Genomic DNA, 13081 nt, shown 5'->3' with positions numbered 1-13081 from the left:
GTGCCGTGACCCGGGTGCGTATTCGATGTGCAGATTTGCTGAAGCCGGGATTCCGCTCCCTCGCCCGAACGGGCTGTTACCGCGTGGTGGCGGAGTGCAAGCCGATGGCCTCTGTTACGGGAGTGGCGTCAGCCGTGTTGCCGAAGAGGTGTCAGCCGAGCTTCTTCAGGAGCTCGGCGGCGAGCGGCGCGGAGGAGGCGGGGTTCTGGCCCGTGACGAGGTTGCGGTCGACGACCACGTACGGAGCCCACGGCTCGCTCTCCTGGAAATCGGCGCCGATCTCCACCAGCCGGTCCTGGAGCAGCCACTTGGCCTTGTCGGCGAAACCGGCCTGGGTCTCCTCCGTGTTGGTGAAGCCGGTCAGCCGGTAGCCCGCGAAGGCGTTGCCGCCGTCCGCCTTCGTGGCGGCCAGCAGCGCGGCCGGGGCGTGGCAGACGACACCGAGCGGCTTGCCGGACTCCAGGGCCAGGGTGAGGAGCCGACCCGAGTCGGCGTTGACGGCGAGGTCCTCCATGGGGCCGTGGCCGCCGGGGTAGAAGACGGCCACGTACTCGTCCAGGTCCACGTCCTCCACACGGACGGGGTGCTGCAGCTCGGCGAACGAGCCGAGCGCGGCGACGACCTCGGCGGCGCCCTCCTCGCCGCCGTTGAACTCGGGAGCCAGGCTGCCCCGGTCCACGGTCGGCACGACGCCGCCCGGGGTGGCCACGACGACCTCGTACCCCGCCGCCCTGAACGCCTTGTACGGGGCGACGGCTTCCTCGGCCCAGAAGCCGGTCGGGTGCTTGGTGCCGTCGGCGAGGGTCCAGAAGTCGGTGCCGGTCACTACGAAAAGAATCTTTGCCATGCCTCGAAGGTAGGCCGACGGGACACGGAGATCCAATAGGGGATCCATTGGAGGGCATCGGATTTCCAATGGCATCACGGGAATAGACCCGAATGGCCGTCGGTGCGCCCGAATGTCGTCCTTTCGTCACCCGCAGCTGGAATGCGTGGCGGATCCCGGTCGGGAAACGAATTGGGGCCCGGCATTGGGCCGATCCGGGCCCGCAACGGGCCGCGAATCAGCCGAGCAGCGCGTACACCGCGCTCGCGCGGGCCGCGATCCCCTCCGTGCCCTCGGCGGTCATCGTGATGTCGGTGAACGCCGTCCGGCGGCCCAGTTTCGTCACGACCGCCTCGATCAGGACGTCCGCGTCCATGACCGCGCGCTGGAACGTCGTGGACTGCTGGACCGTGGTCATCGGCCCGTACGCGCCGCGCGCCGCCGACACCGCGATCACCGTCGCCGTGTCCGCCGCGGCCATCAGGGCCTGCCCGGACAACGAACCGCCCTCCCGGGCGAGCCGATCGGACCAGGGCAGCCGCAGCACCGCCCGAGAGTCGCCCAACTCCTCGACCTTCAGGGCGAGTTCGAGAACCCAGGGAGCGAAGTTCACCGAGAGGATCTTGTCCGCATCAGCGGTGGTCAGCGTCATGCGGGCATTGTTCCCCGGCGTCGGCGACGGGTCACCCGGGACAACTGAATCGCGCTTTCGCAAAGGAAGTTGAGGAAAGACGTTGAACGCCACACGCACCGCTTGCGTACCTACAGCCATCCAGGCGCCCGCAGTCAGCTGCCAGACGGCGGCTCGGACCCCCCAGTCCCCAGGAGGTCAAGAAGTTGAGTCACAAGCGGATACCCAAGCGCAAGGCCGTCATAGCCGCAGGAAGCGTGGTGGCGCTCGGCGCGGCGGCACTCATCCTGCCCAACGCGATGGCGTCCCAGACCGATGCGACGGAAGGTGCCGCCCCCAGAACGGTGAAGGCCGCGGAGGCGTCCGACCTCGCCTCGCAGCTGGCCGAACTGCTCGGTGAAGCCTATGCCGGTGCGTACTACGACTCGGGCAAGCAGCAGCTCATCATCAACGTCGTGGGCGACGACAACAACATCATCGTCCAGGCGGAGGAGGCCGGTGCCGTCGTCCAGCAGGTCGACAACAGCACGAAGGAGCTCACGGCGGCCTCGCAGACGCTGAAGGCCGACGCGACCATCCCCGGCACCTCGTGGGCCGTCGACCCCAGGACGAACAAGATCCAGGTCACCGCCGACAGCACCGTCACGGGCGCAAAGTGGGACCAGCTCGAGTCGACCGTCAACACACTCGGTGCGGGCATGGCGACCATCAAGAAGTCGGCCGGCACGTTCAAGACGTTCGTCGAGGGCGGCGACGCCATCTTCGGCGGCGGCGCACGCTGCTCGCTCGGTTTCAACGTCGTCGCCGACGACGGCGCCCCGGCCTTCCTGACGGCGGGTCACTGCGGTGTCGCAGCGGCCCAGTGGTCGGACTCCGAGGCAGGCGCGCCGATCGGCACGGTCGAGGCCGCCACGTTCCCCGGTGACGGCGACTTCGCCCTGGTCAAGTACGACGACCCGGCGACCGAGGCACCCAGCACGGTCAACACCGGCCAGCAGTCGGTCGAGATCACACAGGCCGCGGAGGCGGCGGTCGGCCAGGCCGTCATCCGGATGGGCAGCACCACCGGCCTGAACGACGGTGAGGTCACCGGCCTCAATGCCACCGTGAACTACCCGGAGGGCACGGTCACCGGTCTCATCCAGACCAACGTCTGCGCCGAGCCCGGCGACAGCGGCGGCTCCCTGTTCACCGCGGACGGCAGCGCGATCGGCCTGACCTCGGGCGGCAGCGGCGACTGCACCGTCGGCGGCGAGACCTTCTTCCAGCCGGTGACCACCGCGCTGGCCGCGGTCGGCGCGACGCTCGGGGCGGGCGACGCGGGTGCCGGTGCAGGCGAGGAGGCCGGTGCTGGTGAGGAAGCCGGTGCTGGTGAAGAGGCCGGTGCCGGTGAGGAAGCCGGTGCCGGTGGCGACGCGGTCGGCGGTGAAGAGGTCGGCGGCGAGGAGCAGGTCGGCGGCGTCAACGACCAGAACGGTGACGGTGTGGACGACGAGTCGGGGCTCACGAACAACCAGTGACCTGAACGTACGTCGGTAACGGCGCCCAGTTGATGTGGAGCGGCCCGGTTCTCCTGGTGGAGAGCCGGGCCGCTCTGCATGGAGTGGAGGCCTTGGGGTGGTGCGTCGTCCGCGGGCCCGCGGGGGCTGGTCGCGCAGTTCCCCGCGCCCCTTGAGGGCGTCTCTGCCGGGCCCCTTTCACGGGGTGGGGCGGGCGCGGAGCAGCAGTAGGGCCACGTCGTCGACTCGTTGCTCCGCCGTTCCGCTGTGTTCCACGAGGGAGTCGGCCATCTCGTCGAGGGGGCGGTCGCCGATCTCGGTGAGTCGTTGCGCGAGGCCGGCCAGTGCGTCCTCGATGTCGACGCCGGGGGACTCGATGAGCCCGTCGGTGTAGAGGGCGAGCAGTGACCCGGGCGGCAGCGCGACGTCGGTCGTCGGGTAGGTGGCGGCCGGGTCGATGCCGAGCAGCGGCCCGCCGGCCAGGTCGAGGACCCGCACCTTGCCGTCCGGCTTTCTCAGCAGGGGCGGCGGATGCCCGGCCCGGGCCATCACGACCTGCCCGTGCGCCGGGTCCAGACGCAGATAGACACAGCTCGCGAAGAGTTCCGTACCCAGGTCGATCAGCAGCCGGTTGGTGCTGCTCATGACGTCCCCCGGCGACTGGCCGACGGTCGTGTACGCACGTACGGCGGTACGGATCTGACCCATCAGTCCGGCCGCGGTGACGTTGTGGCCCTGCACGTCCCCGATCACCGCCGCTGCCCGGCCGCCCGTCGGCACCAGGTCGTAGAAGTCCCCGCCGATCTCCATGCCCTGCGTCGCGGGCAGATAGCGGGCGGCCGCCTCGATGCCGGGCAGGGACGGCAGCGAGTGCGGCAGCAGCGCGGCCTGCAGACCGTGCGCCAGCTGGTGCTTGGCGTCGTAGAGGCGGGCCCGTTCCAGCGCCTGCGCGATCAGTCCGCTGAGGCTGGTCAGCACGGCACGCTCGTCGGCCGGGAAGGGATGCGGGTCGGCGTACGCGAGGACACAGGTGCCCACCGGCCGCCCGGAGGCGATGAGCGGCAGAAACGCCCAGGCCGCCATGCCGTCGGGTGTGGAGTTCCGGGCCGGGTAGAGGCGCTCCAGCTGCTGGCGGGAGTCGAAGAAGGCGGGCACACCGCTTCTCAGGGCGTGTACCCCGGGAGTCTGCTCGGTCAGCGGCATCCCGTCGAAGCGCTCCACGACATGCGGATCCGGATAGCCGCGGTGCCCGAGGACGTGCAGCCGGCCCGCCTGGGAGCCGAGGAGCACGAGCGCCTGGCTGCCGACGGCGGGCGCGATCTCGTCCGCGACCAGCTGCACCACGTCCTGCACACCCACCGCCTCGGTGAGCGCCCCGGCCAGACTCAGCACCTGCGAGATGGTCACGAGGCGCGTACCGGTGTCCGCGTGCCGGAACCCCGCGGGGCCCTCCCGCGCCACGGCCCGCGCCCGGGTGATGCGCAGGCTCAGCCCGTTCGTACTGGGATAGAGCCGGAACGACAGCCAGTCCGAGGGCGGCCGGAGCGCCACGAACGACGTCGCCTGCTGGCTGAGCAGGGCGGCCCGGTAGCGGTCCTCGTAGACCGGATCGTTGAGCCACGGCACGGTCGCCCACAGCTGGGTGCCAAGGAGCCCGCTGACCGGCAGGCCGAGCAGGTCCGCTGCCGACGCGTTGGCGAAGCTGATCCGGCCGTGCAGATCGAGCGCGCACAGCCCGTACGGCAGCCGCGCCACCATCCGCACCGCCTCCACCGTGCCGAGTGTTCCGGCCACCGTCGCCACCGACGCCGGGGCGATCAGATCGGGCTCGGGATGGATCGGCCGGCCCTCCTCGACGGCCCGCTCCAGGCGCAGCGCGAGCCGGTCGCAGGCGGCGGTGAGATGGTCCCGCTCCCGTTCGGACAGCTCCGAGGGGTGCGAGCCCGGCCAGGTGACGAAGACCGCCCCGTAGGTGGCCCGGTCGGTCGCGACCGGCAGTGCGGCCAGCGCGAACGGGTACGGCAGGACGACGGCGATCCGCGGATAGTGGCGGGCCATGTCCTCCTCGCCGCCCACCCACACGAGCCGCCGGTCGCGCGCGGCCTCCGCCACCGGGATCGGCGCGCTCAGGCCCACCCGCTCCCAGGGCGCCGCGAAGGCCCTGGGCAGCCCGGCCATCACCGCCATCTCAAGGACCGGCTCGCCGGGGGTCAGCAGATACACCGCGCCCGAGTGCGCGTGCACGTCGTCCATGAGCGCGGCGAGCGTCAGCGACAGCAGCGGCCGGCCGACCGGCGGCGGGGCGGCGTCCCGTTCCTGCCCGGACACCTGCCAGTCGGACACGCCGACCACCTCCTCCCTCGGACACGCGAAGGAGCCCAGGGCACAAGGCTCCCTCGGGAGGGCGGTTCCCGCACGGCGAGGGGGCCGGGGCGCCACCGGCACCGGCCTTGACGCCACGGCCACCGCCCTCGACGCCACCGTCACCGGCTTCGACGCCACGGTCACCGACCATGGCCGGTTCTTCACGCCCGGGACAGGAGAGAAGTGGGACGCGCCTGTCATTGGGCACACGCGCAGAGCACGACGCAATCGGCAGGCGGAGGGCGGAAGGGACGGACGTGATCCGGGTGCTTCTGGTGCACGACGTGTGTCTGGTGAGGTCGGTCCTGGCGGAGTGGCTGCGCCATGTGTCCGACTTGACGGTGTTCGACGCCGAGTGGCGCGGTGCGCCCGGCAGCGCCCGATCGCTGCGGCCCGACGTCTGCGCGGCGGATCTCGACCGCGCGGACTCGTACGAGATGCCGCCGCTCGGCGACCTGCGGGGGCCGGGCACGGCGGACCCCCGGCTGCTGGTGCTGGCCACGGCGCGAAGACCTGGTCTTCTGCGGCGCGCGTTCGACGCCGGGGCGCTCGGCTACGTGGACAAGGAGAGCTCGCCGGAGCGGCTGGTCTCCGCGATACGGCGGGTGGCCGTGGGCGAACGGTTCGTCGACGACTCGCTCGGCTTCGGTTTTCTCCGAGCCGCCCGGATGCCGCTGACCAGCCGGGAGCTGAGCGTGCTTTCACTGGCCGCCGAGGGCGCCTCCGTCGCGGAGATCGCCGGAAGCCTCCATCTGTCCAACGGGACCGTACGCAACTACATGGCGGCGATCACGCGGAAGACCGGCGCCCGCAACCGCGTCGACGCCATCCGGATCTCGCAGGGGGAGGGCTGGCTGTGACCCCTCCGGCCAGTGGGCGGCCGGGCTGACCGGGGCGGCTGGGACAGCCGGTACAGCAGGGGCTTCGCCCAGCGGCGACCAGGCACCGACCAGATCGCGGTACAGCGCGGACCGCTCCATCAGCTCGTCGTGGCTGCCGTACGCGGTCCGCCGTCCGTCCATGACCAGCACCCGGTCTGCGCGGACGGCGGAGCTGATGCGGTGCGCCACGACCACGAGCGTGCCGCCCCGCCGGACGAAGGCGCGCTCCACGCGCTCCTCGGCCGCCGGGTCCAGGTGACAGGTCGCCTCGTCCAGCAGGGCGAGGGGGGCGTGCGCGAGGTAGGCGCGGGTCAGCGCGATGAGCTGGCGCTCGCCCGAGGACAGGGCCCCCGGATCGACCTCGGCCGTCGGCCCGCCCAGCCTGTCGAGCAGCGCGATCGTCCCGACGGCCTCGGCCGCGGCCAGCAGCTCCCGCTCGGGCACGGGGGCCTGCCGCAACTGGCCGAGGTTCTCTGCCAGCGTGCCGGTGAAGACGTACGCCTCCTGCGGGATCAGTACGCGGGCGCGGTGCGCGGGGTGGCCGGGGACAGGGCGGTCGAGGGCCGGGCGTACGTCGACGGAGCCCCCGGTCGGTGCGAGGAGCCCGGCCATGAGGGCGGTGAGCGTGGACTTGCCGATGCCGCTGGGGCCCACGATCGCGAGGTGGGTGCCGTGGGGGACGGACAGGTCGAGGTCCTCGATCACCGGCTCGCTGGCGGGGCCGTAGGCGAAGGTGAGAGAGGAGAGGGTGACGGCCGCCGGTGGGCCGGGAGGCGCGAAGCCCGGTGCGGATGTCGTGCTCGGGGCGGGGGACGGGGCGGGGACGGGCGCGTTCGGGGGTGCCGGAGTGTCCGGTGCGAGGCGGCGGAGGACGACCGCCAGCCGGGAGCCGCTCGTGCCCAGGCCGTGGATCAGGTTCTGGAGGGCCGGGAGCAGGGACTGCGTGACATAGGCGAGGGCACCCACCAGCGCGCCGGGTGTGACCCCGTGGGCGAGGAGCCAGGGTGCGGTCGCGAGCAGGAGGACGATCGGGAGCTGTCCGCCGATCGCCAGGGCCACCACTCGCAGGACACCCCAGCGGGCCAGGGACCGCGCGGCGCGCTCCTCGGCCGCGATACGTACCCCCGCGTCGGCGGCGACCCGGTCCTCGGCACCGGCGGCCGTGATGTCGCGCAACCCGGGGCAGACCGCGCCGAGCCGCTCGGCGAGGTCCTCGTCGGCTACGAGGAACGCCTCCTGGCGGCGGGTCAGTGGCCTCAGTGTCAGTGCGAACAGGCCCACGCCGGCGGCGAGCGGCGGCGCCACCACGAGCAGCAGCGGCGGCGCGAGCGAGAACAGGCCGATCAGGGCACCGGCGGCGGTGAACACGAACGAGCGCGACACCATCACGAGTCCGGCGAAGGTGTCCCGGGCGATCTCCACCTGCTGGGTGAGCCGGGACAGCGCGCCCCGGTCCGCGTCCCGCACCCCCCGCTCGACCACGTGCCGCACGAGCCGGTCCCGCAACGGCTCGACCAGCGCGGCCACGGCTCCGTAGACCCGCCCGGTTCCGTACGCCCCGACGACCACGGCGACGGCGGCCGCCGCGAGCCAGCCGAGCCCGACGTCCACCCGACCCGCCAGGAACCCGGCGTCGAGGGCACGCGCCAGCGCGTACCCGGTGAGGAAGGTCTGAGCCGTCTCCAGCACCGACCATGCGGCCAGCCGCCCGACCACGCGTGGCCTGGCCCGCAGGAAGCGGAGCCCGCGCCGGTGGACGCTGTTGTGCCTGTCCGGCGCGGTGGTGCCGGAGCGCAGGGCACCACGGGGCGGCTTTCCGGGCCGCAGGCCGGCCGACGGGTTCCCGCTCACCGACTCCCTCCGTTCCGCTTGCCGCTCGGAGGCGCGTCACTCGCGTACACGGCAGAGTCGCCCGGGTACACGGCCGTGTCGCACACGCAAACGGCCTCGTCAGCCGCGTGCACGGCCGCGTCGCTCCCGAACACGGCCCGGTATTCGGGATGCGCCCACAACTCCGCGTGTCGACCGACGGCCCGCACGCGGCCGCCGTCCAGCCAGGCCACCGAGTCCGCCCGGGCCGCAGTCGACGCCCGGTGGGCGACGACCAGGCGGCCGCACCCCGGTGTGCGGCGGAAGAGCGCCTCCGTGACGTGGTGTTCCGTCACCGTGTCGAGGCTCGACAGCGCGTCGTCCAGGATCAGCAGTCGTCCGCCGCGTGCGAACGCCCGTGCCAGACCGAGGCGTTGGGCCTCACCGCCGGACAGCGGGGCCGCGTCGCAGGGGGTCGCGTAACCGTGGGGAAGACGACGTACGAAGTCGTCGGCGCGGGCTGTACGGGAGGCCTCCCGTACCCGGTCCGGGGGCGGTTGCGGGTGGCCGAAGCCGATCGTGTCCTCGACGGTCCCGCCGAGCAGGGCGGGGCGTTCGAAGGCGTAACCGATCGCGCGCCGCAGCGTGTGTCGGTCCAGTTCGCGCAGCGGTACTCCGTCGAGGAGCACCTCGCCGGAGTCCGGGTCGGCCAGCCGCCCGGCGAGCGCGGCCAGCAGGGACTTGCCCGCCCCCGAGCGCCCGACGACGGCCAGTGTGGTTCCGCCGGGCACGACGAGGTCGACACCGTCCAGCACGGCACGGCCGCCGCGGTTCCGGGCGGTCACCGCGCGCAGCTCCAACTGGCCCTGCCCCGGCGGGAGATGGCGGATCCCGTACGTGGTCTCCGGCTCGTCCAGCACCTCGCCGAGTCGGCGTGCCGAAGCCCGGGCCTCGACCAGCCCGCCCAGCCGGCCGACGAGCACGCCGACGCCGGTCGCCAGTACGGCGTACCGGGAGGCGGCAAGCAACTCGCCTACGGACAGCTGGTGTTGGGTGAGCAGCAGGCCGGCCGTGGCCAGCACCGCGATCTGCAGCAGCGGTGCCACCCCGACGGCCTGTGCGGCGGCGCGCCCCTGGACGCGCCACATCCGGTGGCCCTCGCGGGACAGTTCGGGAAGTGGCCGCAGGATCCGTGCGACCTCCTTGTCGGCGGTCCCGCCCGCCGCGATGGTGCGCGCGCCGCCGATCGCCTCCGCCAGCGCGCCCGCGATCCGCCCCTGCGCGTCCTGGTAACGAGCCACGCACCGCGAGGAGTTGCGCGCGAAGGTCCGGAGCAGCGCCACGACAACGGGCACCCCGGCCAGGAACACGAGAGCAAGCCGGGGATCGATCAGCCAGAGCGCCACGATCGCCCCGAGTGGGGCGGCCAGCGCGGCGAAGAGGCCGGCCAGCGTCGCGGGGGCCGTTCCGGCCTGCGCGGCGTTGCCCACGAGACGCGCGACGAGTTCACCCGGCCCGAACCGGTGCCCGGCTCGCGGTCCCACGCCCAGCACATGTCCCGTGAGCCGCGCGCGCAGCCACGCGGTGGCCCGGGCGTTCGTGGTCGCGCCCAGTACCGTCTCGCACCCGTCGAGCACGGCGAGTACCAGTACCAGGACGGTGCAGTAGAGGACCCACTTCGTGGCCCGGGAGGGATCGGCCAGCAGGGCGTCGAGCGCCCGGCCCAGCGCCGCCGGCAGCAGCAGGCCCGCCGCCGTCCCGGCCAGGGAGAGGAAGGCGAGGGTCGCGCAGCGGACGCCGCTGTGCCGGGTCGCCGCACGCAACAGCGCACCGCCGTGCGAGGCCCCGGGCGGCCCCTCCCCACTGGGGGTCGGGAACCGCCCGGAGCCGTGTGAACGCGGTGATGTCAGAGACACAGGGTGACGCTGGCCGCGCTGATGCAGGAGAGCAGGCTGAGGGTGCTGTTCGCGCCGCCGTCCGTCTGCTCGTCGGATTCCATCGTCTGCAGGTCGAGAAGTGCCATGGTGATGTCCTTTTCTCTCTGTGTGAAGTCGCCCTGTGGGGACGGGGTTTGGTGTCACGACTCCGCCGAGCGGCGGAACCGCGTATCAGGGCCGCCGTGGAGGCGGCGGGAGGAACGGCAGATGGGCGAGGGCCTCACCGTCGAGTGCGGCGGCGAGCGCCAGCAGACACCCTGCCGTTCCGGTGCCCAGGTCCATGGAGAGGCGCATCATCTGGTGCCCGGGGAATGCCAGTTGGCCCTGGTAGGGCATGGCGAACCAGCCGAGCCCGGCGATTTGCGCGGCGAGCTGCCCGGGGTCCGCGCCGGTGCGGCTCAGGTGCAGGATCATGCCCGCCCGGCCCTGGAACAGCCCGGGCTGCGCGTAGAAGCGCGAGGTGGCGGCGGTCAGGATCTGCGATCGGACTCGCTCGAACTCGGCCCGGCCGTAGGAGCCTTGGCCGCTCGCGCGCCGGCTGTGCTGGCTCCGGCCGTACTTGTCTCCGCTGTCCTCGCTCCGGTCACCGCCGGCGTGCGCGAGGTAGTCGTCGATGACCAGGCCGATTCCGGCGCTGCCGTCGCCGAGGTAGGGGAGGGTGCGTCGGCCCTCGTCGACCTCCAGGCCGCCGCCGCGCTGGACGACGCAGCACTCCAGGTCCCGCCGGAGCGCCTCGGCGGCCGACGTCAGCAGCTCGGGGTCACCGGTCGACTCGTACCGGCGCAGCAGGAACAGCGCGGGTCCGCTCGCGCCGCGGAGGAGTCCGGCGCGGCGCTTCTTCGGCTCGGGCCGCGGCTCGGCCGCCCGCTCCTGGAGGATCCGTGCCACCTCCGCCGCCCGGAGGTCCAGTTCCGGCTCGCCGGTCGTACGGGCCAGCCGGTCGAGCACCAGGCCGAGCCCGGCGAGCCCGCCCTTCAGGTCGGAGGACAGCTTCCGCCACTTCTCCTTGAGCACGGTGTCGACGAGGTCCAGCGCCCGCTGCCGGTGCCCGAGCAGGTCGAGGACGTACGCGACGCCCGCGAGACCGTCGTACAGGCCGAGCGGCGTTCCCGTCGGCACCGGGTCGGTGTGGTCGAGCAGCCAGCGCTCGCCCTCCTCGTACCGGTCCGCGCCGGTCTCCGCCAGGGCGTACAGCACTCCCGCGGCCCCGTACGCGAGCCCGAGTCCGCCGCCGTCGGAGAACTGCGCGATGTCGCCCGGGAACAGCCGGTCGTCGCGCTCCGGGGTGGCCGAGGCGAGGATCGCCTTGACCATCGAGTCGCGGCTGTACGGCCAGTCACCGGGCTCGGCGAGCGCGGCGTACGGCGAGGCGTTCGCGGGGAACGGCGAGGCGTCCGCGGGGACGGGCAGGACGGCCGCGGAGGACGACGAAGCGGCGGCGGGGGAGGGCGATGTCACGGCGGCAGTGGACGGCGAAGCGGTCGTGCGGGACGCGGGGCCCCGGGTGATCTCGCCGACCGCCTCGGCGAGGAACTCCCGTGGTACGTCAGGGAATTGGTCCGTGATGACCTCGGCCAGGTGTGCCGCCTTCGCGCGGTCCACCACGAACAGCGTGGTGACCGGCATGAACATCGCGAGCCGCAGACACGCCAGCGCGTACCGGTCCACGTCCGCGCCCGTCCGGTCCGGCGGTGCGAAGAACCCCGGATGGGCGACGACCTGGCGACCGCCCTCCTCGATCGGCGCCGCCGCCTCGAAGTCGAGGAGCGCGACCGACCGTTCGTCGGGGGCGACCATGATGTTGAACATGTGCAGGTCGTTGAAGGCGATGCCACGCGCGTGCACCGCCTCGACCGCCTCCTCGACCAGTCCGTGAACGCGCAGCGCCCAGGCGGTGTAGTCGGCGACGGCGGCGGGATCCGGGTCGGCGGTGAGCAGCGGATGGCGTTCGGCGAAGAAGGAGTTGAGCGGCTGGCCCTCCAGGAAGTCCATGACGAGGAAGCGGTGGTCGCCGAGCATGAACCAGTCGCGCACCCCGGGCACCACACCGAGCCCGGACACCCGCTCCAGGGCGTACTTCTCCCGGGCGAGCCGGGCCACGGCGTCCGCTCCGTCGGCCGCGAGCCCCGCGTGCGGACGGCCCTCCTTGAGGACGACCCTGCTCCCGTCGCGGGTGTCGACACCCGCGTACACCCCACCGCCGTTGGAGAAGTGCAGCGCCTTCTCGATGCGGTACGGCAGCTCGCCGACCGTCGTCGTGTTGCGCGCGGCGAGCTGCGGTTCCAGGAACGCGGGCAGGGTCACCCACTCCGGCACCTGGAAGGAGGGTGCACGCCGGTCCGGCACGAGCCGCCCCTCGCCGTCCGTCACCGCGGGCACCAGCGTGCCGCGCTCGTCGACGACGAAGGACCGCGCGAACGCCCCGTAACGCACATACAGCGGGCCGTCGTTCCAGCGCAGGTCGGTGAGGATGTACGGCCCTTCGAGACCCTCCAGCAGCGCACCCAACTCCTCCAGTACGACCTGGAGTTGGGCCTCGTCCGCCGGATAGACGGTGACGAACTTGCCACTCGCGTCGCGGGCGGCGTACTTGACGTTCCGCAGATGCAGCAGCTGTGGACCCGGCACGAACTTGAAGGGGATCAGCCGGGGCACGCAGTAGTCCCACACGGCCGCCGCGACGCGCTCCGCGTTCTCCCGCGTGGCCGAGGCGTGGATCTTCCACCCCTGGACCGGGCCGGACCGCGGCCGGCCCTCCCCGTCGACGGGGGTCATCGTCAGCCAGTCCCCGATCCGGGACGCCCGCCACCCCTCCGGCACCGGACGCCGGGCCGTCTCGTAGCCGGACGCTTCGCCGCGCCCCTCCCCGGTCAGCCGGTCCGGCGTCTCGTAGAAGAATCTGTCGGCCAGCGCGTAGACCTCGTACCGCTCGTCCATCGCATTCCCCTCGACGGCTGCCGAGCCTTCCACCCCACGAAGGGCCCGCACAGTCACGGCTGTCACAAGGTGACCGTGAGGAATGCACGGGTCGAGTCGCGTTCGGTCTCACGGGCCGACGATCGCCTCGGTGGGCGAGGGCAGCACCCCGCGCCTGTGGGACGCACGCTCGGGACGCTCCCTGGCGGTCCTCGACA

The 13081-nt window shown here is 72.7% G+C and carries 8 protein-coding genes and 1 pseudogene; 2 read left to right on the top strand and 7 right to left on the bottom strand.

Going from position 1 to position 13081, the window contains the following annotated elements; genetic code table 11:
• Positions 1-151 precede the first annotated feature (151 nt).
• Both ACZ5VQ_RS29420 and ACZ5VQ_RS29415 read right to left on the bottom strand, forming a co-directional pair.
• Positions 152-847: a type 1 glutamine amidotransferase domain-containing protein gene (locus tag ACZ5VQ_RS29420; RefSeq protein WP_469107518.1), complete on the bottom strand. Its 696-nt coding sequence runs from the start codon at positions 845-847 to the stop codon at positions 152-154.
• A 217-nt stretch (positions 848-1064) separates the two neighbouring features.
• Positions 1065-1478, bottom strand: a complete 414-nt coding sequence (locus tag ACZ5VQ_RS29415; protein ID WP_469107517.1) for a PaaI family thioesterase — start codon at positions 1476-1478, stop codon at positions 1065-1067.
• Between the two features lie 185 nt (positions 1479-1663).
• Here ACZ5VQ_RS29415 and ACZ5VQ_RS29410 point away from each other — a divergent pair, with 185 nt between their 5' ends.
• Positions 1664-2977, top strand: coding sequence for a S1 family peptidase (locus ACZ5VQ_RS29410; protein WP_469107516.1), 1314 nt, complete (start codon positions 1664-1666; stop codon positions 2975-2977).
• Between the two features lie 177 nt (positions 2978-3154).
• Here ACZ5VQ_RS29410 and ACZ5VQ_RS29405 read toward each other — a convergent pair whose 3' ends face one another.
• Positions 3155-5308: a SpoIIE family protein phosphatase gene (locus tag ACZ5VQ_RS29405; protein ID WP_469107515.1), complete on the bottom strand. Its 2154-nt coding sequence runs from the start codon at positions 5306-5308 to the stop codon at positions 3155-3157.
• A gap of 161 nt (positions 5309-5469) precedes the next feature.
• Here ACZ5VQ_RS29405 and ACZ5VQ_RS29400 point away from each other — a divergent pair.
• A pseudogene (locus tag ACZ5VQ_RS29400) lies at positions 5470-6096 on the top strand (LuxR C-terminal-related transcriptional regulator); the annotation flags it as partial.
• Here ACZ5VQ_RS29400 and ACZ5VQ_RS29395 read toward each other — a convergent pair.
• From ACZ5VQ_RS29395 to lanKC, 4 genes are all read right to left on the bottom strand, one after another.
• A complete protein-coding gene (locus tag ACZ5VQ_RS29395) occupies positions 6022-7935 on the bottom strand; it encodes an ATP-binding cassette domain-containing protein (RefSeq protein WP_469107733.1) in 1914 nt (637 codons plus the stop codon). The pseudogene ACZ5VQ_RS29400 and the gene ACZ5VQ_RS29395 sit on opposite strands and share 75 nt — an antisense overlap.
• 113 nt (positions 7936-8048) lie before the next feature.
• Complete coding sequence (locus tag ACZ5VQ_RS29390) at positions 8049-9920, bottom strand: ABC transporter ATP-binding protein (RefSeq protein WP_469107732.1); 1872 nt, start codon at positions 9918-9920, stop codon at positions 8049-8051.
• Entirely contained in the window at positions 9917-10033 is a 117-nt protein-coding gene (locus ACZ5VQ_RS29385; RefSeq protein ID WP_055617622.1) for a SapB/AmfS family lanthipeptide, read from the bottom strand. Before ACZ5VQ_RS29385 ends, ACZ5VQ_RS29390 begins: the two co-directional genes overlap by 4 nt.
• Positions 10034-10118: 85 nt before the next feature.
• On the bottom strand, positions 10119-12884 hold the full coding sequence (gene lanKC / locus ACZ5VQ_RS29380) for a class III lanthionine synthetase LanKC (RefSeq protein ID WP_469107731.1): 2766 nt from the start codon (positions 12882-12884) through the stop codon (positions 10119-10121).
• Between the last annotated feature and the right edge of the window lie 197 nt (positions 12885-13081).

The organism is Streptomyces sp. NPDC033178 (assembly GCF_055577685.1).
This window is presented reverse-complemented; position numbering and strand designations above follow the sequence as displayed.